Below are 22,178 nucleotides of genomic sequence, written 5' to 3'. Positions count from 1 at the left end.
GAGTCCCTGTGAGTAGCCAGGACACTTTCAACCAGCCCGCACACCGGGTTATCGAACTCGACATCGAGGGCATGACCTGCGCCTCGTGCGTCAATCGAGTGGAACGTAAACTGGGCAAGCTCGACGGCGTAGAGGCAAGCGTGAACCTGCCCCTTGAATCAGCCCACGTGACGGTCCCTGCCACAGTGACGGACCAGCAAATCGTGGACACCGTCAACGCGACGGGCTACAAAGCGACAGTCCGCCACGCCCCGGCGCCGCACGCCCGGGAACACACTGAGCACGCGCACCACGGCAACGAGGCTCCGGAAGCAGGGCACTCTGCCCACGTTAATCACATGGATCATGGCCCCTCCGCCTCGACACTCAGGCCCCGGCTGATGACCGCAGCGCTGTTGACCGTGCCGGTGTTCGCGATCTCGATGATTCCCGCGTTCCAGTTTGCCAACTGGGGATGGGTCGTCGGCGCCTTGGCCCTTCCCGTGGTGAGCTGGGCAGCTTGGCCGTTCCACAGGGCCGCGGCCATCAACGCGAGGCACTTCGCCTCCACTATGGACACACTCGTCTCCATCGGCGTCATCGCCGCCTACCTCTACTCGGCCTGGCAGTTGTTCGCGGATCCCCGCATGACCGAACACCCCGGCATGGAAAGCATGTCCGGAGGGGGTCTGTACTTCGAGGTCGCGGCGGTGGTCACCACCTTCCTGCTCCTTGGGCGCTACCTCGAGGCGAATGCAAAGGCCAAGGCAGGCAATGCGCTCAAGGCGCTGCTGAACCTGGGAGCCAAGGACGCAACGATTTTGGTGGACGGCGCGGAGCAGAAGATCCCCGCGGATCAGCTCCTGGTGGACGACCTCATCGTGGTTCGCCCGGGCGAGAAAATCGCAACCGATGGCGTGGTCACTGACGGTGCATCCGCCGTCGATGCCTCGCTGGTTACGGGCGAGTCAGTGCCGGTCGAGGTCGGACCGGGCAGCTTGGTAACAGGCGCTACGATCAACACGTCCGGACGCCTGCTGGTGCGTGCAACACGCGTCGGCTCCGACACGACCCTCGCCCAGATGGGTCGCTTGGTCAGTCAAGCCCAGACCGGCAAGGCCCCGATCGCCCGGCTCGCGGACAGGATCAGTTCTGTCTTCGTACCGATCGTGCTGGTTATCGCTGTGGTCACCTTCGTTCTGTGGCTGTTCTTCTCGGGCGACCTCAACGCAGCCTTCACGGCAGCAGTCGCTGTCCTGGTGATCGCGTGCCCCTGCGCTTTGGGCCTGGCCACTCCTGTCGGGCTGCTGACCGGAACGGGCCGGGGAGCCCAGCTGGGCATTCTGATCAAAGGCCCCCAGGTTCTTGAGGACACCCGCCATGTGGACACCATCCTGCTGGACAAGACAGGCACCGTGACCAGCGGCAAGCTCGCCGTGGACCACACTGTGGCACTGAACGGCCATTCTTCCGCCACCGTCCTGACATTGGCGGGTGCGGTTGAGTCCGCCTCGGAGCACCCGATCGCCCACGCGATTGCCGCTGCCGCGAAGGACGCAATGCACGACGCCGGCAGCCTGCCTCACGTTGAAGGTTTCAGTTCCGCCCCGGGCGGCGGAGTGCTCGGAACCGTGACGATGGACGGCTCCCCTAGAAGTGTGGTGGTTGGCCGTTCCGGCTGGCTCGAAGAGAACGGAATTTCCCTCGGGTCCGACCACCGGGATGCCTTGGCGGCAGAGGAAAACGGCGGCGCCACAGCGATCTGGGTTGCAGTCGACGGCCAGCCTGCCGGCATTGTGAGCCTCAGCGACACCATCAAGCCCGGCTCGGCAGCCGCAATTCAGAAGCTGAAGGACCTGGGCATCCGCCCGATCCTCTTGACCGGCGACAACGCTGCCGTGGCCGCCCAAGTGGCTGCCGCCGTCGGGATCCCACCGGAAGACGTGTTCGCCGGAGTACTCCCGGAAGGCAAAGTTGAAGCCGTCCGGAAGCTGCAGGCGTCCGGCGCCACGGTGGCCATGGCCGGTGATGGCGTCAACGACGCCGCGGCCTTGGCGCAGTCGGATCTTGGTATCGCGATGGGTTCGGGCACGGATGTTGCCATCGAGGCATCCGACCTGACGGTGATGGGCAGCGACCTTGGTCAGCTGGTGCAGGCGATCGAGCTGTCCCGCAAGACCCTGTCCACCATCAAGACCAACCTGTTCTGGGCGTTCTTCTACAACGCGATCGGTATCCCGGTGGCAGCACTCGGATTCCTGAACCCGATGATCGCCGGCGCAGCAATGGCAGCGAGCTCGGTGCTGGTAGTCGCGAACTCGTTGAGGCTTCGGTCCTTCGGAAAGTAGGCCCGGAAAGCGAACAGGGGCCCGGGCTAGGCCGTCCCGAAACGGACGGCCGACCGGGCCTTTGCCTTGGCCGCTTCCTCGTCACGGTTCTTCGCCGGAGCGTGGCTCACCAGGGAGTCCAGGAGATGCTGCGTAATGTGGGCGATCTCGTGGACTGCCTCGGCAAAGGCTTCCTCGTTGGCTTTGGAAGGCTTGGTGGAACCGCTGATTTTGCGCACGTATTGCAGTGCTGCGGCCTCCACTTCGGCGTTCGTGGCATGCGGTTCGAAGTTATGCAGGGTCCTGATATTGCGGCACATAAACCCATGCTAACCATGGGCAGTGCTGCATGGGGAGGGGTGCCCATCGACGGGTTTGCGATTCCCGGGATAGGTTTTAGCTATTGGATCTTCCGGATGAGCCGGAGGCCGCTGGGGATGCCGAAGAGCTCGGGTCCGAACAAATGAAGGAGAATCTCATGGCTATTTGGGGTGCAGATGTTGATCAGCTTCGTCAGCTCGGTAACAAGCTGAAGGCAGGTGCCGAGAACATCGAGCAGCAGCGTTCACAGCTCAAGGGCGCACTTGACGGCACCGACTGGAAGGGTCCGGACGCTGACAAGTTCCGCGGCGAGTGGGACAGCCAGCACGCTTCCAACCTGAAGAAGGTTGCCGACGCCCTTCGCGAAGCCGGCGATCGCGCTCAGAAGAACGCTGAGCAGCAGCAGCAGGCTTCCAACTAAGACAGTTGGGAAAGGCCCCGGACGCAACAGCGTCCGGGGCCTTTCGCTTTTAACTTCCGCCTAGTTCCGTGACGCCTTGGTGACGGAGCCCGTGGGGACGGGTTCGACGTAGTTGACGTGATCCAACGCCCGGGCAGTCCGGCGGCCTCCGCGCAATTCGTCGATGCGCACCAGGACCACACCGCCAACAATCAGAAGACCACCCAACAACTGGATCGGCCCAGGGAGTTCACCCAAGAGCAGCCACGCCCAGACGACGGCGAAGAGCACTTCAGTCAGGGAGACGAACGACGCCACCTTGGAACCCAGGCTGCGGGCGGCCATGATTCCGGAGACGTAAGCCAGGACGGTGGCCAGGACGATGAGCCCCACGGCGGACACCCACCAAGGAGTGGTCCATGGCCCGAGGGTCGTGTCCGCGGTGCTGAACGTCATGGGCAGCAAGCCCAGCAGGCCGACCAGCCACATCACCAGCGCACCCACCAGGAGTCCGCCCGACGCGAGCACCAGCGGCGGAAGAGTGTCATTCTCCTTGGCGGTGATGAAGAAGTAGATCACCAGGCAGACGGCGGCGGCCATGCCCCAGAGGACTCCGATGAAGTCCACTTTCACGGCACCGGTCAGGTCGAGAACCAGCACCAGGCCGCCCAATGAAAGCAGGGCGCCCGCAGAGGTAAGGGCTCGCGGCCTGCGTCGACTGGCAATCCACAGCCACAGCACGATCATCACCGGAGCCAGGTACTCCAGCAACAGCGCGACGCCCACGGACAAACGCGCAACGGCATTGAAGTAGAAGAGCTGGCACCCTGCGACGCCAATAAGGCCGAACAGCAGGATGGTCAGCCAGTTGTCCTTGAGTTGGTGCCAACGGCCGCGGAGAACCACGACGGCGGGAATCACCAGGATCAGCGCGGCACCTGTGAGGCGCACGGCGACTGCGGCCCCGGGTGACCAGCCGGTTTCCAGCATTGACTTGGCGAACGAGCCGGACGTGCCAAAGACAGCAGAAGAAAAGAGTGCGATGCCGAGTCCTGATGCCAGGAAACCTTTTGCATCAGCCTTCGTCGTTGGAGCTGACACAGCAGCCTCCTGTCAGGAGTAAAGTGGGCTTATGGTCATGACAGTACTCCCGAAACATGTAAGGAGTCAAAGTGCTTTTTGCGCCTGACACCGAGGTTGCACTCCGCAGCGTCGTCAATTTGATCAACACGGCTGCCAACGGGGAGGAATCACTCGCCACAGCGAAGGACCTCGACGCCTTCCTGGACGCTGAAGAGTTCACGGGCTCGCGGGTCAACTCCCCTGCCGAACTGAGCAGCATCAAGCGTCTTCGCAGCGAACTGGCAGCACTCTGGAGCGCCGACGAGGACACGGCGGCCAAGTCCGTCAACAAGTTGCTCGCCGACGCCAAAGCCCTTCCCCAACTCGTGAAGCATGACCATTGGGACTGGCACCTCCACGCCACCACCCCGGAAGCGCCCCTGGCTGACCGGATGGGCACCGAAGCTGCAATGGCCATCATCGACGTCATCCGCAGCAAGGAAATGGAGCGCATGCGCGTGTGCGCGGCAGATGACTGCGACGCCGTCGTGCTGGACCTCAGCCGCAACCGATCCAAGCTCTACTGCGACACCGGAAACTGCGCCAACCGAGCCCACGTCGCCGCATACCGTGCAAGGAAGGCCGCAGAAGGCGAGTAAGGCCGGGCATAATGGCGGCCATGGGGGAAACCAACCCGGCGGCACACGTCGGCCATGCCACAGCGAAGCTTGGCGTCGCATCGATGGCACAACTGGCCATCACCTATCCTTTTGTGGGCGCGGCGTGGATTGCGGCCATGCTGGCATCACCCATGATTGGCACAGCCTCAGGCGTCCTGCTCGCCATGATCCATCTTCCAATCTTTGCCATCGCCCTGGGTGTACTACTGGGCTTACCCCTGCGGCTCCATGCCCGGACCGCCCAATGGTGGATGGGAAACGGCCGCCTCTATGTCATGATCGCAGCCGCCGCGGCCGGCCTCATGATTTCCGGCTACACCCGGCGGGTCCGCCTGACAGGGGTGATTGAAGGGGTGCCCTTCGACGAACTCACCCCTGACATAGGCCTGGTCCTCTGCGGCTGCTTCGTCCTCACCTTCCTACTCGTCAACGCCTCGCTCCCGCTCCGCTGGTCTAAATAAGCAGACGGCGTCGCCCTCCACCACTCTTGACATCTCGAATTGTTGGTGATGCAGATCACTTTCGTTTTGCGTCACGATCCCTGAAATGCCCCTACCTACACCTCAGGAAAGAAAAAAGCGGCAGCCCTCAGGAAGGTCTGATCCGCCCGGGTATCAGGGAAAAGGAACCTCATGCGGAAGCAGTTGGGGCACATGCGTGCTCATGTTCGAGGCAGGTTGGGTGAGAGGGCAGGGCATTCGGTGTTCGCCCTCATGGCCTCCGTGCTTCTGGTCCTGGTCGGAATGACGGCCTACGGAGTAGTCGGATCGCCAGCTACCGTATCCGCAGCCCCGGGTTCACCCGGCGTCACGCAACCGGGCATCCAAATCTACAGCGAAGACTTCTCGAACCAGAGCGCTGCCACGGCCCCGGTCCCTCTTGGCATCTACACGGGCGGTGCTGCGGCGCAGACTGAGCGCTACACCGCTGGCGCTGCCTGGTCTCCAGGTTCAGGGGCCTGCAACGGCTGGATCCTCAGGCAAGGGACTCCGGTGCCCGCTAACGGCGGTGGCATCTCCAACAACGATCAATGCCTGCGAAACGGGGCGTTTACCCATCTCGGCAACATGGCCTTCGCCATGGGCAAATACCAGGGCATGACCGACGCGCAGGCCCGGCAAAACCAGATCCTTAGCGAATACACCAACGACCCCAGCTCAAACCAAGCCGCCGGCCTGCAGCTCCAGACCACCAAGAACAGCATCCCGACCATCGCCGGCCACTACTACGCCGTCTCGGGCATCTTCGGTGAGGCGAACTGCTTCTCCAACCATGCGAGCCAGGAATTCGCCATCCTGGTCAACGGAGTAGCCAACGTTGTTGGCACCAGCCTGGACCCTTGCGCGGACGCCAGCCGCCAAGTCATCGTGGTTGACAACACCAACTTCAGCGTGGCCAAGCTCCAGTCCGCAGCCATCCAGGTCCCACTGACCGGAACGACGCCCACGCTCGGCATCCGCGTCCGTAACCTGACTGCGACCGGCACCGGCAACGACGTCGGTTTCGACCTTCCCCAGCTGGTGGACGTCACGCCCCAGTTGGACAAGGCGTTCTCCCCCGCTTCGATCTTCCAGGGCCAGAACACAACGCTCACCTACACGGTCACCAACACTTCTGACCTGATGGCCAAGAACGGGTGGCACTTTGTCGACAATCTCCCCGCCGGCCTGACCGCCAGTGGCCCCCTCGGTGGAACCTGCGTTCGCACAGCGGGTACCGTATCGGCCGGGACCCTTGATGTCACCGGAAACCTCGCTCAAGGCAGCGCTTCCTGCACCATCACAGTGACAGTCACCAGCAACACCCCCGGCGTCTACAACAACTCCGGATGTGTGGCCAATACCGGCGCAGCAATCCCGGATTGCGTCAACAACTTCCCCACCATCACCGGCTTGTACTCTCCCGGCACGGCACCGTTGACCGTTCGCCCGCTTGTGGACCTGTCCATCACCAAGGACGACAACCTGGACTCGTACACCCCGGGCCAATCCATCACCTACACGGTGGTTGTCCACAACGACGGACCAAGCGATGCCGTCAACGCGACGTTCACTGACCCCCTGCCCGCTTCCATCCAGGGCGCTACGTGGACGTGTGCCGTCACGGCACCGGGAACAGCAACGCTGTCCCCTGCCGGCCCCACAGCGTGCAACGCGCCCAGCGGCTCAGGCAGCGTCTCCGGCACAGTCCGGATCAACACCGGTGGAACGCTTACATACACCATCACTGGAACCGTCGCTCCGAATACCTCCGGAACGATCTCCAACACAGCCACCATCGTGCCTGCAGCTGAGACCGCCGTGCCCAACATGCCTGGCGGCGGACCGATCCCGGTTCCAGGATCAACCACCATGGTTCCCACCGTGGACCCTGCCTGCCCGCCGGCCCCCGGCATCGGTTGTTCCGCAACTGTCACCACACCCGATGTTCCAGGGTGGACCATCACCAAGACCGCCACAGTGGATGGGGTTGCCTCCAACGGCCAGACCGTCAAGCCGGGCGACACCATCACCTACACCGTGACGGCCTCCAGCAACCGCGGCCAGATCGACGGCATCGTCCTGACTGATGACCTGTCCGACGTCTTGGATCAGGCAGCGTTCGTCCCCGGCTCCGCCGTCCTGACAATCGGTACCGCTACCCCCATCCCGGTGGCCGGGCCTGTGGCACCGTCAACCACGCTGACAACCCCTGCCTTTAGCCTCAGCACCGGCCAGACGGCCACGCTCAGCTACGAGGTCACCGTCAATGAGGGTGCCTGGAGTGCCCAGCTGGTCAACGTCGTCACCGGCGAAGGCAGCGTCGCACCCCTGCGCTGCGCAGCCAACACCACCCCACTGGCGCCAGAGTGCTCAACCACGCACCTGACACCAGCCAAGATCCTCATCGAAAAGGTTGGCGAATCGTCCGACTCCACGTGGGTTCCCATGGCTGGCTCCACCTGGGCCATCCACAACGATGCCAACGGCGCACCGGGGGCTGTTATCAGCAGCTACACGGTCTCCCCCGTCACGTCGCAAACCGGCCAGTTCCAGCTCGAAGGCATCGATCCGGGCGTTTACTGGCTCGAAGAAACCACTGCTCCGGAAGGCTTCAACCTGCTGGCTGAGGCCGTGCAGTTCACCATCGCACCCAATGGCGCTGTGACACTCGGCCAGGGAAGCGGCGCAGGCGTCGTCACCGCCAGCGACGACGATGCCAACGGAATCTTCCTGGTAACGGTTCGCGACGTCCCGGCACTGAAACTTCCGGAATCCGGCGGCGTCGGCTGGTGGCCGTTCACCGCGGGCGGAGCAGCACTGCTTCTGACCGCGCTGATCCTGGCCCGTAGCACCATGCGCAGCACACGAAACCACCTGCCTGCCTAACCCATTAGCCCCGGTCCCGCCGACCCCGGCAGGACCGTATCTCCAAAGTGTTCGTTCCCGAGCATCGCAACACCACCAAGAAAGAGGAAAATAGTGAGTAATCACAGCTCCCGGCGTGTTTGGAAGACCGCCGCCGCCACCATTGCCGGGGCGGTGCTGGCAATGTCCTTCTCCGTAGCTCCGGCGTCGGCCGCACCATTGGTTGATGGCGACCAAACCGGCTCCATCACCGTTCACAAGTTCGAGCGCCCGGCTACTCCGACCGGCCTGCCCAACAACGGCACCGCCGTCGACACCACGGGCCTTACGCCCCTGGCGGGCATCGAGTTCACCGTCCAGCAGGTCAACGATCTCGACTTGTCCACCAACGCAGGGTGGGACGCCGCGCACAACCTGAGCAGCGTCTTCTCCCCCGCCGATCCCAGTGGCTCCATCACGGGCGCCGGGTTCACCCTCGGTGCCGGACAGGCACAGACCACCGACGCCGCAGGCACCGCAACGTTCGGCAGCCTTCCCGTCGGCCTGTACCTGGTAACGGAAACCAACTACCCCTCCGGCGTGACTCCGGCGGCTCCGTTCCTGGTATCCGTACCGTTGACGGACCCGGACAACAAGGACAACTGGATCTACGACGTCCACGTCTACCCCAAGAACTCCATCACGGGTGCAGAAAAGACCGTCACGGATGCTCCTGACGTCAAGCTCGGCGACCAGATCGACTTCACCATCACCGGCGACATCCCGAACGAAGAAGTCATTGATGGCTACAAGATCGTGGACGCCCTGGATGACAAGCTGACCTACGTTGGCGCCTCGGCTACCCTGACCAACGGCACCGCAATCGCCGAAGGTACGGACTACACCGTGGAATTCGATGCCGCCAACAACACGGCTTCCATCGTCTTCACCCCCGCTGGCCTCCTGCTGCTGGCCGCTAACAACGACGCCCGCGTTCAGGTTGTTGTGAACACCACCGTCAACACGATCGGTGAGATCGAGAACGAAGCACTGGTATACCCGAACCTGGGTAGCTTCACCGCCGTTCCGGGCGAGCCCGGCGGCCCCATCGTTACTCCCCCGGTTGTTACCAAGTGGGGCGAAATGACCCTTGAAAAGGTCAACGAGAACGGCGAAGCCCTTGCAGGCGCTTCCTTCTCCGTCTACGCCACCCAGGCCGACGCACAGGCCGGAACCAACCCGATCGTCCTCAACGGCCAGAGCACCTTCACGGTTGCTGCAGACGGAACCCTGACCATCTCCGGTCTGCGTTACTCGGATTGGGCCAACGGCGCTGCAGTTGCACCCGGTTCCGCCGACTACCGCACGTACTACCTGGTTGAAACCACCGCACCGGCGGGCTACGAGCTGCTTGCCGAGCCGATCTCCTTCCTGATCAACTCAGCATCCACTGCGGTTGGAATCGACCTTGAGGTCAAGAACATCCCGTCCAACAGCGGCTTCGAACTGCCGCTGACCGGTGGCGCGGGAACCGGCGTTCTCTACGCAGCCGGCGCACTGCTGGTTGCCGGTGCCGGACTCCTGCTGGTCCGTTCACGCCGGAGCACCACCAACAGCTAGTACCTGAGGACCCACCAGGGTTCCCAGCATGAACACCGGAGTGGGGAAGAACGCCAACACGCGCTCTTCCCCACTTTGCTTCCCAAAAGCACACCCCCAGGATTCTGATGACACAGCCCCAAACGCCCTTGCGGCAAGCCCACCGAAAATTCCGCGACGCGTGGAGCCTCCAACGTATCTTCATCGTTGTGGCCGCAATCCTTGGCGTCGGAGTGTTGCTCTACCCCACCGCGGCAGCCTGGTTCTCGGACCGCATCCACGCGACCGAGATCAGCGGCTACGTCAATACTGTTGAGAGCCTCTCCCCCTCCGCGCAGAAGGCGCTACTGGACGAGGCCCGGCAGTTCAACCAGGAACTGCCCTCCGGCCCGCTGCGGGACCCCTATTCGCTGAACGAAAAGGGCGAGCAAACAGTGGTCGGCGCCGGCTCTGAGACCTACAAAAAGATGCTCGACGTCGGCCCGGGCGGCATGATGGGACGCATCAGCATCCCCTCCATCAAGTCGGATCTGCCCATCTTCCACGGCACGGACGAGGAGACGCTGTCCAAAGGAGCAGGGCATCTCTTCGGCTCCGGTCTCCCGGTAGGCGGCGTAGGAACCCATAGCGTCATCACGGCACACTCAGGCTTCGTCAACGCAAAACTCTTCGACGATCTGGACCAAGTGGCTGAAGGTGACGTCTTCTCAGTCACGGTGCTCGGTGAAACCATCTACTACAAGGTGGACCAGATCAAAACTGTTCTTCCTGAAGAAACCGATGATCTCCGCAAAGTCCAGGACAAGGACTACCTCACACTCGTGACATGCACTCCCACCGGCGTCAACTCCCACCGGTTGCTGGTCCGCGGCGAACGCACGGATCCCCCCTCTGGCGATGCCGCACAGACACTCCCCAGCCAAGCACTGGATCCCGGGTTCCCCTGGTGGGCCGTGGGCTTCATTGGCACCGCCGTCATCATTGTGGTGGTCACCCGTCCGCGCAAGTCCGCACCGGCGGAGACCCCGGATGAACCTGGCGAAGAGCCAGCCGACGACCTCGCCGACACTTTGTTGGGTTAGGACTTGGTGGGCTGGGCCGAACCACACGGCTCAGCCACGCATCAACCAAGCCCGGCCATAAAAAAGCGCTCCCCCACCGACGTGAGGGAGCGCTGGTGGGTTAACGGCCGGCGTCGGGGGTTTCAGTCTCTTCGTCGGCATCCGGTGCGGCAGAACCGCCGTGGCCGGGACGCTTGGAGCTGAGGTTGATGCCGGAGCCCTGGCCGAGGTGGTCGGCGTTTTCCTTGTGGCTCATGGAAAGCATGGCGGCCACCACGAGGCTGACGATGAACGCGATGCCGGCGCCCGTGAAGGCGAGGTCGAACCGCGGGGCGCGTGCGCTGCCGCCGGAGGCAAAGATGAGCACGGCAACGAAAGCCAGCACTGCAAAGAACGCGGAGAACATGAGGGGTCCCTTGACCGAGGTCCGCATCTTGCGCGGTTCTCCTGGGGTCTGGTCTGCCACGGTCATTCCTCCAATGATGGCGGTTCTTGTCCGCCGGTCAGCAAAAGTTCTACAACGAGTAGAACGTCCAGCTACTAGTTTACGGCCTCGGGCGAAGCGCCGGGCGCAGCGGTCTGGGCGGCTCCGTCGGAACCTGCGCGGGCGTCGTGCCGCAGCGTCAGCCCGGACAGGATCCACAGCACGCCGGAAATGATGGCGCCACCACCGGCAACACCCAACAGCGCGTGGGCTCCGAGGGAAGTGAAGAAGGGCAGCATGACGGCCGCGCCCACGGAAACGATGCCGGAAACAAGCCAGTCGCGGGCCAGGGAGTCCCGCTTTCGGAGGCCATGGACGAACTCCAGGAGGCCCAGCACCAGCAAGGCCAACATCGCGGAGAGAGCCACGCCAGCGTCAGATTGGGTGATAAGAGCGCCGATGCCTCCGAGCGCAACAACCACGGGCACTGCAACCGGCAATGCTCGGGACATCCACACCGCCCCGGCAGTTGCGAGCAGATACAGGCCAACAGCCCAGGCCAGAACATGGACCGACGGCGAAGCCCAGAAGATGGTGATCGCACCGAACAGCAATGCGACCGTCGCGCGGATCAGCACGGGTTTCCAGAGTCCGGCGGCTGAAGCAGTAGGAGTCTGGGCAGGAGTCGCTGGAAGAGTCACCCGTCCAGTTTAGTGGGAACCCAGCACCATCCACCGATCGGTCCGTGCGCGTAGCCCCAAAGTCACGCCACGGGCCAGCATGTAGCCCAGCGCGAACGCGGCCCACAACCAGAAGAGCCCGGCCTCGCCGTCGGGCCTGATCTGGTGGATAGCCACCAACAGCGGCAAATAGACCACCAGGTTTACGACGCCGGCGATCGCCAGATACCGTGCGTCACCGGCGCCAATGAGGACTCCGTCGAGGACGAAGACATAGCCGGCCAGAGGTTGTCCCACGGCGAGGACCCAGAGGGCGATGGTAAGGGCTGATCGGACGCCCTCGTCGGAGGTGAACAGGTACCCGGCCCACGGTGCCGCCACGGCCAGGAGCACGCCGGTGATCACGCCGAATCCGAGGCCCCAGCGGACCATGGTGCGGGTCAGCTCGCGGACACGCTGGGCATTTCCGGCGCCGAGTTCCTTGCCGACCAGGGCTTGCGCCGCGATCGCCAGGGCATCCAGCGCAAACGCGAGGAACGAGAAGATGGTCATGGCCAACTGGTGCGCCGCCAGGTTCACGGCGCCCTGGGCAGTGACCACCAGGACGGTCGCGAGGATGGCCAAGCGCAGGCTCAGCGTGCGCAGCATGAGCCACGAACCCACCTTGGTCATCGCGCGGATGCCATGCCAGTCGGGCCTCAGGGACACCCCGTGCTGCCTCGCGTTCCGGCTGACCATCACCAGGTAGACGGCGGCCATGGCCCACTGCGCGAGGCTGGTACCAATCGCCGAGCCAGCCACCGAAAGATCCAGCCCGTAGACCAGGAACCAGTTGAGCGCGATGTTCAACGCAAACCCGGCCGTTGCCACGAGCAAAGGCGTCCGAGTGTCCTGGAGCCCGCGGAGAACGCCGGTGCCCGCGAAAATGAGGAGCATTGCGGCCAGGCCAGGCATGGACCACCGCAGGTAATCGACGGCAAATTCGCGGACGTCCCCGGTTGCGCCCATGAAGCCAACCAACGGCTCGGCCGCCACGAAACCGACCACAGCGAGCGCCAGCCCCAGCAGCAGCGCCAGCCACACGCCGTCGCGCCCTGCCGCCAAAGCCTTCCCCAACTTACCGTCGCCGATTGCACGGGCCACTGCCGGCGTCGTCGAATATGCCAGGAAGACCATGAGCCCCACGGCGGTGTGCAGAATGGTGGAAGCGAGCCCGACACCGGCGAGCTGGTCAACGCCCAGATGCCCCACAATGGCGGAGTCCGCCAGGAGGAACAGCGGTTCTGCGATCAGCGCGCCGAAGGCGGGAACGGCCAGGCGCAGGATCTCGCGGGCGTTTGAGCGGGGTGTGGTGGTTGTGGTTTGAGGCACTAAACAAGCCTAGTCCGGCGCGGGCCGGGTACATTTGGCCCGTGTCACATGAGCATCCCGTCACCGTTTCCGTCGCCCGCACCATCCTGCCCGGCTATACCCGCCAGGCCAACGCCTGGGCCCATGCCGGCCAGGAGCTCGCCCGCGAATGGCCTGGTTACCTTGGATCGGGATGGGTGCGCAATGGGGTCGATTCAGCTGAATGGCACATGTTGTACCGATTCGCTGACGCCGACTCGCTGCAGGAGTGGGAAGACTCCGAGGAGCGGCGCTGGTGGATCGATAGCGCCAGGGACATGATGGAAACCACCCGCGTGGAGCGCCACACCGGTATTGAGGGATGGTTCTCCCGGCCTGGCGACGTCTCAGTGGTCGTCCCCGAAACCGTGGTGCCGCCCCGCTGGAAGCAGGCCATCAGCATCTTCCTCCCGTTCTTCCCGCTCAGCCTGCTGGCCAACTTCCTGCTGCATCCCCTGACTCAGGACTGGCCATTGGTGTTCTCGGTACTCCTCAACATCGTCATCCTGACGCCGTTGATGACGTACATCTTCCTGCCGATCACCACCAGGCTCCTGCAGCCGTGGCTTCAGAAGCCGGCCAGGAAGCGCCGGATGCAGGCGAAAGGGGCCAAACCATGACTTACATCCTCTCCACGGACAAGAACCGCGTGGACCGCGATTGGCTCTGAACCGAGCTCTCCACCAACGTTTACTGGGCAAAATGGCGCACGCGGGCCGACGTCGAAGCGCAGTTGGAGAACGCTTGGCGGATTGTTGGCGCTTACGACGCCCGGACCGGCGCCATGGTGGGTTACGCGCGGGCGTTTTCCGACGGCGTTGCCCTCGCCTACCTGGCCGATGTGTACGTGCACGAATCCACGCGGGGCCAGTCGCTGGGCAAGGCGATAGTGCGCGAAATGATCGACGCCGGGCCAGGAGCCGGGTTCCGGTGGATGCTTCACACCGGTGATGCCCATGGGCTGTATAGGCAGTTCGGCTTCACTGAGCCTGACGCGCGCTACTTGGAGCGAGCCGAAGTCCGCTAGCCGTGTTTTGGTCATAAAAGGCCATCATTAGTTGACACTTCAACTTATCTTCGGGAGGGTTGACTTATGAACAAGTCCAGCTTGACCACCACAGCCCTGACCATCCTGCGCGTTATCGCAGGATTTCTCTTCGCCGCGCACGGTTGGCAGAAGTTCAACGAATTCACCATCGCCGGCACGCAGGCGTCCTTCACGCAGATGGGCGTCCCCGGCGCTTCCGCAGTCGCCCCGATCGTCGCAACGCTCGAGCTCGTAGGCGGCATCGCGCTGATCATCGGATTCCTGACCCGTGTATTCGCAGCCCTCCTGGCCGTCAACATGCTCGGCGCACTGTTCCTGGTGCACGCCCCGGCAGGCATCTTCGTTGGCAATGGCGGGTACGAACTGGTGCTGCTGTTTGCTGGCGCCGCTTTGGCCCTGGCATTGGCTGGCGCCGGCAAGATCTCCGCGGACGCCGCCCTGTTCGGCCGCTCCGGCTCGAAGCTCCGCGTCCTCGCGTAAGCGGCCACCACCCCGGACGCTCTCTCACCTAACGGCCCCTAACTGCCGGCGCTCTCTCACTTCCTTCAGAAGAGTGAGAGAGCGCCGGCGTTTAAATGGCCGGAGGTGAGAGAGCGCCGGTGTTTAAGCGGCGTGTCGTGAGAGAGCGTCTAGCCCGTCACGCCGGTGAGTTCGTTCGGGACGTGCTCAAGCTGCGCCGACTTCGCTACCTTGCCGGTCACCAAGTCCACCGCATGGATGGTGCGCGTCGCAGGTTCTGTGACGAACGCCGTCGAGCCTTGGACAAAGAGCGTGGGGCGCGGATCCTGCCACGTGGCGGACTCTTCCCACCCAGCAACTACCGGGATCGTGGATGTAACAGCGCCGGTGAGTGGGTCGATCACACGCAGGCCCCCGTCAGTCCCAAGCACCAGCGCTTCACCTGCAGGCCCGCGGCCCAATGAACGGAATGAGTAGCTGGTGCCGATGTCCACGAGTTGCATGGTGGCGGTCTGGGTGTTGACGAGCGAGATCCGCGTGGGTCGCTCCGGCTTGGCCGCTTTGTCCACCTTGTAGTCGCCGAGGATGACAGGCGATTTTTCCGAACCTGCCTGGTTGCCCAGCCGGCCGTACGCATCGGGGCTGGCCACCTTGGTGATGGCACCGTCCTTGTAGACCAGCATGCCGTTCTCGCATCCAACCACCACGGCTTCACCTGCGGCAACGGCCTCGCCATGCACCCCTGGGCAGTCCTCATTGCGCAGGATTTCCTTGCGGTCCTGCCCCTTTCCCGCCGAGAGCACGGCAATTCCGGTTCGGCTTTCCTCGTTGCCGAGGGTCACCAGCAACTTGCCGTCTTCAAGCTCGACGGCCACTCCGTGATGGGCTTCAGGCGTCGTATACACGTCAGTGGCGGGCAGCTTTCCATCCTCCACAGCAGCGGCCAGGGCAGACGTTTCGAAGCTCTGCACCTTGCCCGATCCGTCGTTGAACAGCACCGTCTTGTCCGCGTGAAGCACCACATGGCCAGCCTTGTCTGCCTCAAACGCCAATTCAGTCAGCTTGGGGTCGGCTACGTAGTGGTGGCTGTGGTCACCGTGCGGCTCGGTCCAGGCGCCTGCGTCGAACAGGCGGAAGGCATCCCCGGTGGACACGAATACATGCCGCCCGTCGCCGGCTGGATTCAGGCGGTTGAATCCGGACATTTCCGCAGTTCCCACCTGCTCAAGCGACGCAGCATCCAAAACCGACATGCCGGCGTCGTGAGTGTAGACAAGCCGCGGCGTGGCCGCCCCGGCCTCCTTGGCAGTGGGTGCCGATGTAGCTGAAGGTGACGAATCAACTGCGCTTCCCGCGGAACCGCCGGGGTCGGCGCAAGCGGTCAGCAGCAGGGCAGAGAGCCCGACGGCGGCAATCGGCAGGGCGTGAAGGCGTCGTCTGAGCGTGGTCGGGGCAGGGGTCATGGGGGTGAGGTGATGAGACATGGGTTAAATGATATTGATTCTCATTTAGACTGCAAATCGACCTGCTCAGGCACCCCTCCACTGCTACTCTCAACAAGATGCCCACAAATACTTTTTCGCTGCGAACCGGAAGCTTGCGATGACCACCATCCTCACCGGCGTCGGCGCCAGTACCGGGATTGTCCAGGGACCGGCCCGGCTCATTCACGGACCCGACGAATTCGGCTTCTTCCAGTCCGGAGATGTGCTGGTTTGCCGCACCACCGATCCCGCGTGGACGCCCCTCTTCGGAATGGCATCAGCTGTGGTCACGCAAACCGGCGGCATGCTGTCCCACGCCGCGATTGTGGCCCGGGAGTACGGGATTCCCGCCGTGCTCGGAGTCCGTGACGCACTGGAAATGCTCGTCGACGGAAGCAGGCTGACGGTAGATGGTGCGCAGGGAACCGTCACGGCGGCGGACAACAAATGACGCTTCTCACCCTGCACGCCGTACGCCTTCTCGGGTTCGCGGACACAGGGGCTGTAGCGGCGCGCTTCGCCCGGTCCCGCACGGTGGTGGAGTCCGAACTCATCGACGCCGGCGTGGATGGCTTCGTTTCGTACAGCACCTTCGCCGGGACCAGTGGTTGGTCGCTGTCGAGTCTCGGGCGGGCCGAAAATGAACGATTGCTTGCCCTGGAACTCGACCATGCGGAGGCGCGTGGGACAGTTGCGGCCGTGCACGAGGAATTCGCGGAATACAACACCGGCGTTGTCGGCGCCTGCAGCGCTATCCAGTTGCAGTCTCCCGCTACGGAAGATGCCATGGATGTCTTGATCGGCGCCTTGGCAGCGTGGCGTCCCATGGAAGGGCAGCTGACCGGTTTACTGCCCCGGTTCGACGGCTACGCCGAGCGCCTGCTGGGGGCACTGAGGCATGCTCCGGAGGGCACGGCCTGGCTCACGGCCACGGACCGCGATTCCTTTCATCGGATCTGGTTCGAGCTGCACGAGGATCTCATCGCGACCCTCGGGATACCACGCGCCTGACGCATCTGGTCGCTGCGACAGCCAGCACTGACTTAGTCACGTAACAGAAACCTGCCGACAGTAAACTTCGAAACATGAGCGATGATGCCGCCAATTCAGTGACCCTCCGCTTCCTTGCGGCCCCCATGGACATCGGACACAGCGGGTCAGTCGACGCCGGCACTGTCCTTGAGTGGGTGGACAAGGCGGCGTATGCGGCAGCGGTGGGGTGGGCCAAGTCGTATTGCGTCACTGCCTATGTGGGCAACATCCACTTCACGGATCCGGTGAACAGCGGCGACATGGTGGAGGTAACGTCCACCATCGTCTATACCGGCCGCTCCTCCATGCACATCCACACAGTGGTCAGCTCCCGCGATCCCAAGGGTGGTCCGGAGACGATGCACAGCCAGTGCATGGTGATCTTCGTAGCGGTGGGGCCGGACGGTAAACCTATCCCCGTCCCCCAGTTTGAGCCGTCCACGCCTGAAGAGATCGAGCAGCGCGACCACGCGCTGGCACGCATTGAGGTCCGCGAACAGATCGTCAACGCGATGAACGCGCAGGAATATACCGACGCCGGGACCGCCGAGCGCGTCGTCCTGCGGTTCATGGCGTCCCCCACTGATGTGAACTGGGGCGGCAAGGTCCACGGCGGCATCGTGATGAAGTGGATTGATGAGGCCGCGTACGTTTGCGCTTCCCGGTACTGCGGCAAGGACACCGTGGCAGTGTTCTCGGGCGGCGTGCGCTTCTACCGGCCGTTGCTTATCGGCCACGTCGTAGAAGTGGAAGCACGCCTCGTCTACACCGGCGCCAAGGGCATGCACATCGCTGTCCACGTCCGCTCCGGCGATCCGAAGACCCGCGAAATGAACCTGACCACGTACTGCCTCACGGTCATGGTGGCGCGCGACGAAACGGGGACCTCGGTGCCCATTCCTGCTTGGGAACCGGTGTCTGACGAGGACAAGAAGCTGCACGCCCACGCCCGCGAACTGTTGGAAATCCGTGGCCGGGCACCGGGAAACCGCCTGCCGGATCATCTGCTGAACGCGGCTGGCCACTAAAGGGAACTGGCGTTAAGACTCACCGTCGGTCGGACTGCCCCCGGCTGCAGCCATGCCATCGCTGCGAGATGGTCGGTGCCCGGCGTTGTGATGACGGACGCTCCGGACATTGTGAACCCGCGGAACAGAATGTGGTCCGGCCGGGTGGCGGGCAGGCTGGCCGGCCAGGTGAAACCGAAGCCGGTCCGGGCGTCGTCGAGCGTTGCCAGGAGTGGGGCGAAGGCGCGGTCGGTATTGGCCGCATTAAAGTCTCCCACCACCAGTATCCGTTGCGATGGATCCGCCTCCAGAATCCTGCTGAGCTTGGCAAGCCCTCTGTTCCTGTTGCCTACTTCGCCGGGCCGGACCGAGGGCAGATGTACGGCGTAGAGCTGGACTGGCCCCTCCGGCGCTTCCACCTCCATGCTCATGGCGCGGGACCAGCCGAGGCCCAAAGCAAGGGGCCTGCCTTGGCTCAGCGGAAACCGGCTCCAGACCCCCACCGTCCCCGCAACCTGCCGGTACGCGAACGTCCCATCCATCAGCGGAGCTATCCGTTCCAGGGTCGGGCCGGTGAGCTCCTGCAGGACCACGACGTCGGCGCCGGACGTGATCAGCTTCTCCACGGCCTCGGAGGCATGCGGATTTCCTGCGCGGAGGTTCTGCGTGACGATGCTCCATCCGCTGGGTTCGCCGGACGTCGCTGCGGCGGAAGACGGGGCGGCGCCGGTCGCCATGACTGGCAAAAAGACCACACACCAGGAAATCAGGGCGGCCGCCGCTGGAATGGAGCCCGCCCAGGCTCTTGAGAGCAACGCCACGATCAAAAGGGCAGCAATGACCATCCCGAACCACGGCAGGAAGCTCTCGATGGCGAGAGCCATCCCGCGAGCCTCCGGAACCAGTCCGTGGCCGAAGAGCAGTGCCATCAGTACGCCCGCGAAGAGGCCCACAACCCAGTCCCTGGCCCGCGGACGATGCCGCCGGGCCTCAAACAGCCCGCGCTGCGTGGCAGTTGCGTAGGTGGTTCCGGTGTCCTTATCCATAGCCCCATGGTTCAGAAAGGAACTTAAAGGATTCTGAAGCCCCGCAAACTATGCTGGTGGCCATGACGGAGCCCATAACAGTCCTGGTCGTCGACGACGATCCGGACATCAGGAGCTCCCTGCAGTCCCTGCTTGAAGCGGCCGGATACCAGGTTGAATCGGCAGCTGACGGCCGGGAAGCTCTCGAAAGGGTGGCCGCAACATCCCCGGACCTGGTGGTGGCGGACGTTTTGATGCCGCTGATGGACGGACTCGGGCTCTGCCGAATGCTCCGAACCGCCGGCAACACCGTTCCCATCCTCCTGCTCACGGCCCGCAGCGATGTGGCTGACTGCGTTGCGGGGTTGGACGCCGGAGCGGATGACTACCTTTCCAAGCCGTTTGAACCCGATGAGTTGCTGGCACGATTGCGGGCCATGGCACGCCGGACAACCCAGCTTCCGGCCAGCCCCATGGGGTACCACAATGTGGAACTGGTCCCCGAGGCCCACGCCGTGAGGCAAAACGGACGCTGGATTGACCTGAGCAGCACCGAATACGCCATCCTTTGCGTGCTCGCGGAAAACCCGGAGCAAGCACTCAGTCGAGGCCAGATCAGCGACGCCGTGTGGGGATACGCAATGACTCCAGCCTCCAATTCACTGGAGGTCTACATCAGCTACCTGCGTCGAAAACTCGAAGCCGGGGGTGAGGCGCGGATCATCCAGACGGTTCGGGGCGTCGGATACAGGCTGGCCGCATCGTGACGCTGCGCCTGCGGATGACACTGGTCATCGCAGCGGCCATCACCCTCACCGTTTCACTGTTTGCAGTACTGGTGTACGTCTTCGTGGGTCATGAACTACGTAAGAACGAGGATCTTTCCCTGAGGCGCGAGTCGGATCGCATCATCCAGCTGATCCAGACCGATCCCAACTGGCAAGGGTTTTCACAGTGCACCTGGGTCCGGTCGCCGGCCTGTGCACAGCTGGTCTCGCCAACTCCCAGCGAAGACCCGGACTCCGGCGCTGGGCCGGCCTTGCCCATCACCGCCCAGATGCGGGAGGTGGCATCCGGCAAGAGCGCGGCTTTCTTTACGGAAGCGGCCATCGGCGACGATCCCATCCGCGTGTACGTCAGGCCCCTGCCGAACCAACGGGCTTTGGTGGTGGGGGTCAGGGATGACAGGGTGTTGGCCACCTTTGAGCGTCTCGGCTGGCTGCTCGCGGCGACGGTGCTGGGCGCCCTGGTGGTGGCTGCCGGCACTGCCTACGTAGCCGCAAGGCGCGGACTTCGCCCGGTGGATCGACTCACAGCAGTAGCCGAGAGTATTGCCCAAACCCGCAATACCGACATCAGGATTCCCCGAAGCAAAACCACCGAAATCAACAGGCTCGGCAGCGCGTTCAATACGATGCTGAGTGAATTGGAAGAATCCCGCCGCCAGCAGGAGCAGCTGATTGCCGACGCCTCCCACGAACTGCGCACTCCCCTGACGTCGCTGCGAACCAACGCAGCCATGCTCAGGAATCCCGAACTGTCGCAGGGCAGCAAAGAACGCATCACCGGGGCCTTGGAGCATGAGCTGATAGCGATGCAGTCCCTCATCGAGGACCTGATCGACCTGGCCCGACACGATGAGGCCCCTTCCTTCATCGAGGAAATGGACCTCAACGAACTTGTTCTCTTCTGCATGGACAATGCCGAACGCCGGTACCCCGGGGTCGCGTGGTCCTTGGAAGGACCCGGCGGGCCTCTCCTGGTGACAGGGGAACGTGTCAGGCTGGCCCGCGCCATCGCGAACTTGCTGGACAATGCCGGCAAATTCACGCCGTCGCCGGGCCATGTCCGGATAGCCCTGAGCGCTTCACAGGGCGCGGTCACCCTCGATGTGCGGGACACGGGACCGGGCATTCCGTCGGAGGATCTGGACCATGTCTTTGACCGGTTCTACCGCTCCACCAGCGCGCGGAGCGTCGCCGGATCCGGTGTGGGACTCGCCGTGGTTCAGCACGTAGCCACCGCCCATCACGGCACGGCAAAAGCGCATCCGAGCCCAAGCGGGGCACACTTCAGCCTGACGCTGCCGCTGGCGGAGGGCAACTAACACCCCGGGCCAGCTAGCCGACCAAGTTCTCCGCCGCGCCATCCATGTGCGCGATGATCGTCTCGCGCGCCTTGGCCGCGTTCCCGGTCTCAATGGCAGCGACAATGTCGTGATGCCTGCCGACACTCATGTTCCGCGTGGCGCGTTCCAACCCGGCGAACATGATGGACATCCGGATGGAGCCCTCCAGGGATTCCCACGAATGCAGCAGGGTTTCGTTTCCGGACAGGCGGCAGAGCGTGCGGTGGAACTCAAGGTCGGATTCGATCCGTTCCTCCAGGGATGACTTCGAGGCCTTCTCCATAGCGTCGACGGCGGCACGCAGCTCTGCGAGCGCGGCTTCCTTGTCCGGCATGTCACTGAGTGTCCGGGCCGCCAACGATTCCAGGACACCGCGGACGGAGAAGATGTCGCGGATTTCCTTGACGTCCAGGTGCCGCACGGACATCCTGCCCCGTGCTCCAGCGGAGATCAGGCCTTCCTGTTCCAGCTGGCGCAGGGCTTCGCGGAGCGTGCCGCGACTGATCTGCAGCATCTCGGAAAGCTCGGTTTCAACGAGGTGCCGCCCAGGCTCAAGCTCACCGCTGGTGATGGCGGTCCGCAGGGCTGCGAGCGCCTGTTCGCGCAAGCTCTTCTTCTCAAGTCCCAGGAGGGATGCGGTGGCGGCCATGGTGTGTCCTCGGTTCTATGGGCGACTGCTGACAGTCCGTTGTTAACTGTCGATACTACGGGCAGGAGTGCGGGACGGGCAGTCATGTCCGTCCCGCA

Annotated in this window: 23 protein-coding genes; 15 read left to right on the top strand and 8 right to left on the bottom strand. The window is 63.6% G+C overall.

Annotated elements, in window-relative coordinates:
• Positions 1–8 precede the first annotated feature (8 nt).
• A complete protein-coding gene (locus tag ACSSVG_RS10755) occupies positions 9–2,327 on the top strand; it encodes a heavy metal translocating P-type ATPase (protein WP_492418828.1) in 2,319 nt (772 codons plus the stop codon).
• A 26-nt stretch (positions 2,328–2,353) separates the two neighbouring features.
• On the opposite strand, the gene ACSSVG_RS10750 is transcribed toward ACSSVG_RS10755, so the two are convergent.
• Positions 2,354–2,626, bottom strand: coding sequence for a DUF2277 domain-containing protein (locus tag ACSSVG_RS10750; protein ID WP_231342225.1), 273 nt, complete (start codon positions 2,624–2,626; stop codon positions 2,354–2,356).
• Between the two features lie 158 nt (positions 2,627–2,784).
• Between ACSSVG_RS10750 and ACSSVG_RS10745 the strand changes: the two genes are divergently transcribed.
• Positions 2,785–3,048, top strand: a complete 264-nt coding sequence (locus tag ACSSVG_RS10745; RefSeq protein WP_011776688.1) for a WXG100 family type VII secretion target — start codon at positions 2,785–2,787, stop codon at positions 3,046–3,048.
• 60 nt (positions 3,049–3,108) lie between these two features.
• Here the strand turns inward: ACSSVG_RS10745 and ACSSVG_RS10740 are convergent, their stop codons facing one another.
• On the bottom strand, positions 3,109–4,128 hold the full coding sequence (locus ACSSVG_RS10740) for an EamA family transporter (protein WP_492418825.1): 1,020 nt from the start codon (positions 4,126–4,128) through the stop codon (positions 3,109–3,111).
• Between the two features lie 71 nt (positions 4,129–4,199).
• Here ACSSVG_RS10740 and ACSSVG_RS10735 point away from each other — a divergent pair, with 71 nt between their 5' ends.
• The 5 genes from ACSSVG_RS10735 (at position 4,200) to ACSSVG_RS10715 (ending at position 10,776) form a co-directional block, all read left to right on the top strand.
• The gene (locus tag ACSSVG_RS10735) at positions 4,200–4,748 is read left to right on the top strand and encodes a CGNR zinc finger domain-containing protein (protein WP_492418824.1); all 549 of its coding nucleotides are present in this window, start codon (positions 4,200–4,202) and stop codon (positions 4,746–4,748) included.
• Between the two features lie 20 nt (positions 4,749–4,768).
• Positions 4,769–5,230, top strand: coding sequence for a hypothetical protein (locus ACSSVG_RS10730; protein ID WP_492418822.1), 462 nt, complete (start codon positions 4,769–4,771; stop codon positions 5,228–5,230).
• Positions 5,231–5,401: 171 nt separating this feature from the next.
• On the top strand, positions 5,402–8,137 hold the full coding sequence (locus ACSSVG_RS10725; protein ID WP_492418821.1) for a DUF7933 domain-containing protein: 2,736 nt from the start codon (positions 5,402–5,404) through the stop codon (positions 8,135–8,137).
• A gap of 93 nt (positions 8,138–8,230) precedes the next feature.
• Positions 8,231–9,715 carry a SpaH/EbpB family LPXTG-anchored major pilin gene (locus ACSSVG_RS10720; protein ID WP_231342563.1) on the top strand — a complete coding sequence of 495 codons (1,485 nt, stop codon included), beginning with the start codon at positions 8,231–8,233 and terminating at the stop codon, positions 9,713–9,715.
• A 107-nt stretch (positions 9,716–9,822) separates the two neighbouring features.
• Complete coding sequence (locus tag ACSSVG_RS10715) at positions 9,823–10,776, top strand: class C sortase (RefSeq protein ID WP_492418819.1); 954 nt, start codon at positions 9,823–9,825, stop codon at positions 10,774–10,776.
• Positions 10,777–10,876: 100 nt separating this feature from the next.
• On the opposite strand, the gene ACSSVG_RS10710 is transcribed toward ACSSVG_RS10715, so the two are convergent.
• The 3 genes from ACSSVG_RS10710 to ACSSVG_RS10700 form a co-directional block, all read right to left on the bottom strand.
• A complete protein-coding gene (locus ACSSVG_RS10710; RefSeq protein WP_231342567.1) occupies positions 10,877–11,227 on the bottom strand; it encodes a hypothetical protein in 351 nt (116 codons plus the stop codon).
• A 68-nt stretch (positions 11,228–11,295) separates the two neighbouring features.
• Entirely contained in the window at positions 11,296–11,880 is a 585-nt protein-coding gene (locus ACSSVG_RS10705) for a DUF308 domain-containing protein (RefSeq protein ID WP_492418818.1), read from the bottom strand.
• A gap of 9 nt (positions 11,881–11,889) precedes the next feature.
• Entirely contained in the window at positions 11,890–13,230 is a 1,341-nt protein-coding gene (locus ACSSVG_RS10700) for an MATE family efflux transporter (RefSeq protein WP_492418816.1), read from the bottom strand.
• 41 nt (positions 13,231–13,271) lie between these two features.
• Here ACSSVG_RS10700 and ACSSVG_RS10695 point away from each other — a divergent pair, with 41 nt between their 5' ends.
• From ACSSVG_RS10695 to ACSSVG_RS10685, 3 genes are all read left to right on the top strand, one after another.
• Positions 13,272–13,868: a putative antibiotic biosynthesis monooxygenase gene (locus tag ACSSVG_RS10695; RefSeq protein WP_231342573.1), complete on the top strand. Its 597-nt coding sequence runs from the start codon at positions 13,272–13,274 to the stop codon at positions 13,866–13,868.
• 113 nt (positions 13,869–13,981) lie between these two features.
• Positions 13,982–14,275 carry a GNAT family N-acetyltransferase gene (locus tag ACSSVG_RS10690; RefSeq protein WP_492418814.1) on the top strand — a complete coding sequence of 98 codons (294 nt, stop codon included), beginning with the start codon at positions 13,982–13,984 and terminating at the stop codon, positions 14,273–14,275.
• Between the two features lie 66 nt (positions 14,276–14,341).
• Positions 14,342–14,776: a DoxX family protein gene (locus ACSSVG_RS10685; RefSeq protein WP_231342578.1), complete on the top strand. Its 435-nt coding sequence runs from the start codon at positions 14,342–14,344 to the stop codon at positions 14,774–14,776.
• Between the two features lie 149 nt (positions 14,777–14,925).
• On the opposite strand, the gene aztD is transcribed toward ACSSVG_RS10685, so the two are convergent.
• Positions 14,926–16,239 (bottom strand): zinc metallochaperone AztD, encoded by a 1,314-nt coding sequence (gene aztD, locus ACSSVG_RS10680; RefSeq protein ID WP_492418813.1) that lies wholly within the window; start codon positions 16,237–16,239, stop codon positions 14,926–14,928.
• 118 nt (positions 16,240–16,357) lie between these two features.
• Here aztD and ACSSVG_RS10675 point away from each other — a divergent pair, with 118 nt between their 5' ends.
• The 3 genes from ACSSVG_RS10675 (at position 16,358) to ACSSVG_RS10665 (ending at position 18,299) form a co-directional block, all read left to right on the top strand.
• Entirely contained in the window at positions 16,358–16,690 is a 333-nt protein-coding gene (locus ACSSVG_RS10675; RefSeq protein ID WP_492418812.1) for a PEP-utilizing enzyme, read from the top strand.
• Positions 16,687–17,250: a hypothetical protein gene (locus tag ACSSVG_RS10670; protein ID WP_231342587.1), complete on the top strand. Its 564-nt coding sequence runs from the start codon at positions 16,687–16,689 to the stop codon at positions 17,248–17,250. Before ACSSVG_RS10675 ends, ACSSVG_RS10670 begins: the two co-directional genes overlap by 4 nt.
• Before the next feature lie 74 nt (positions 17,251–17,324).
• Positions 17,325–18,299 carry an acyl-CoA thioesterase gene (locus ACSSVG_RS10665; RefSeq protein WP_231342589.1) on the top strand — a complete coding sequence of 325 codons (975 nt, stop codon included), beginning with the start codon at positions 17,325–17,327 and terminating at the stop codon, positions 18,297–18,299.
• On the opposite strand, the gene ACSSVG_RS10660 is transcribed toward ACSSVG_RS10665, so the two are convergent.
• The gene (locus tag ACSSVG_RS10660; RefSeq protein WP_492418811.1) at positions 18,296–19,324 is read right to left on the bottom strand and encodes an endonuclease/exonuclease/phosphatase family protein; all 1,029 of its coding nucleotides are present in this window, start codon (positions 19,322–19,324) and stop codon (positions 18,296–18,298) included. The genes ACSSVG_RS10665 and ACSSVG_RS10660 overlap by 4 nt on opposite strands.
• A gap of 62 nt (positions 19,325–19,386) precedes the next feature.
• On the opposite strand from ACSSVG_RS10660, the gene ACSSVG_RS10655 reads away from it, so the two are divergent.
• A complete protein-coding gene (locus ACSSVG_RS10655; RefSeq protein WP_231342595.1) occupies positions 19,387–20,070 on the top strand; it encodes a response regulator transcription factor in 684 nt (227 codons plus the stop codon).
• On the top strand, positions 20,067–21,410 hold the full coding sequence (locus ACSSVG_RS10650) for a sensor histidine kinase (RefSeq protein ID WP_492418810.1): 1,344 nt from the start codon (positions 20,067–20,069) through the stop codon (positions 21,408–21,410). Before ACSSVG_RS10655 ends, ACSSVG_RS10650 begins: the two co-directional genes overlap by 4 nt.
• Before the next feature lie 13 nt (positions 21,411–21,423).
• Here ACSSVG_RS10650 and ACSSVG_RS10645 read toward each other — a convergent pair whose 3' ends face one another.
• The gene (locus ACSSVG_RS10645) at positions 21,424–22,080 is read right to left on the bottom strand and encodes a GntR family transcriptional regulator (protein ID WP_231342601.1); all 657 of its coding nucleotides are present in this window, start codon (positions 22,078–22,080) and stop codon (positions 21,424–21,426) included.
• Between the last annotated feature and the right edge of the window lie 98 nt (positions 22,081–22,178).

The sequence above is a fragment of the Paenarthrobacter sp. E2MeOHC11 genome (assembly GCF_058744955.1).
The sequence above is the reverse complement of the archived record's forward strand: the minus strand, read 5'-3'. Positions and strand labels throughout refer to the sequence as shown.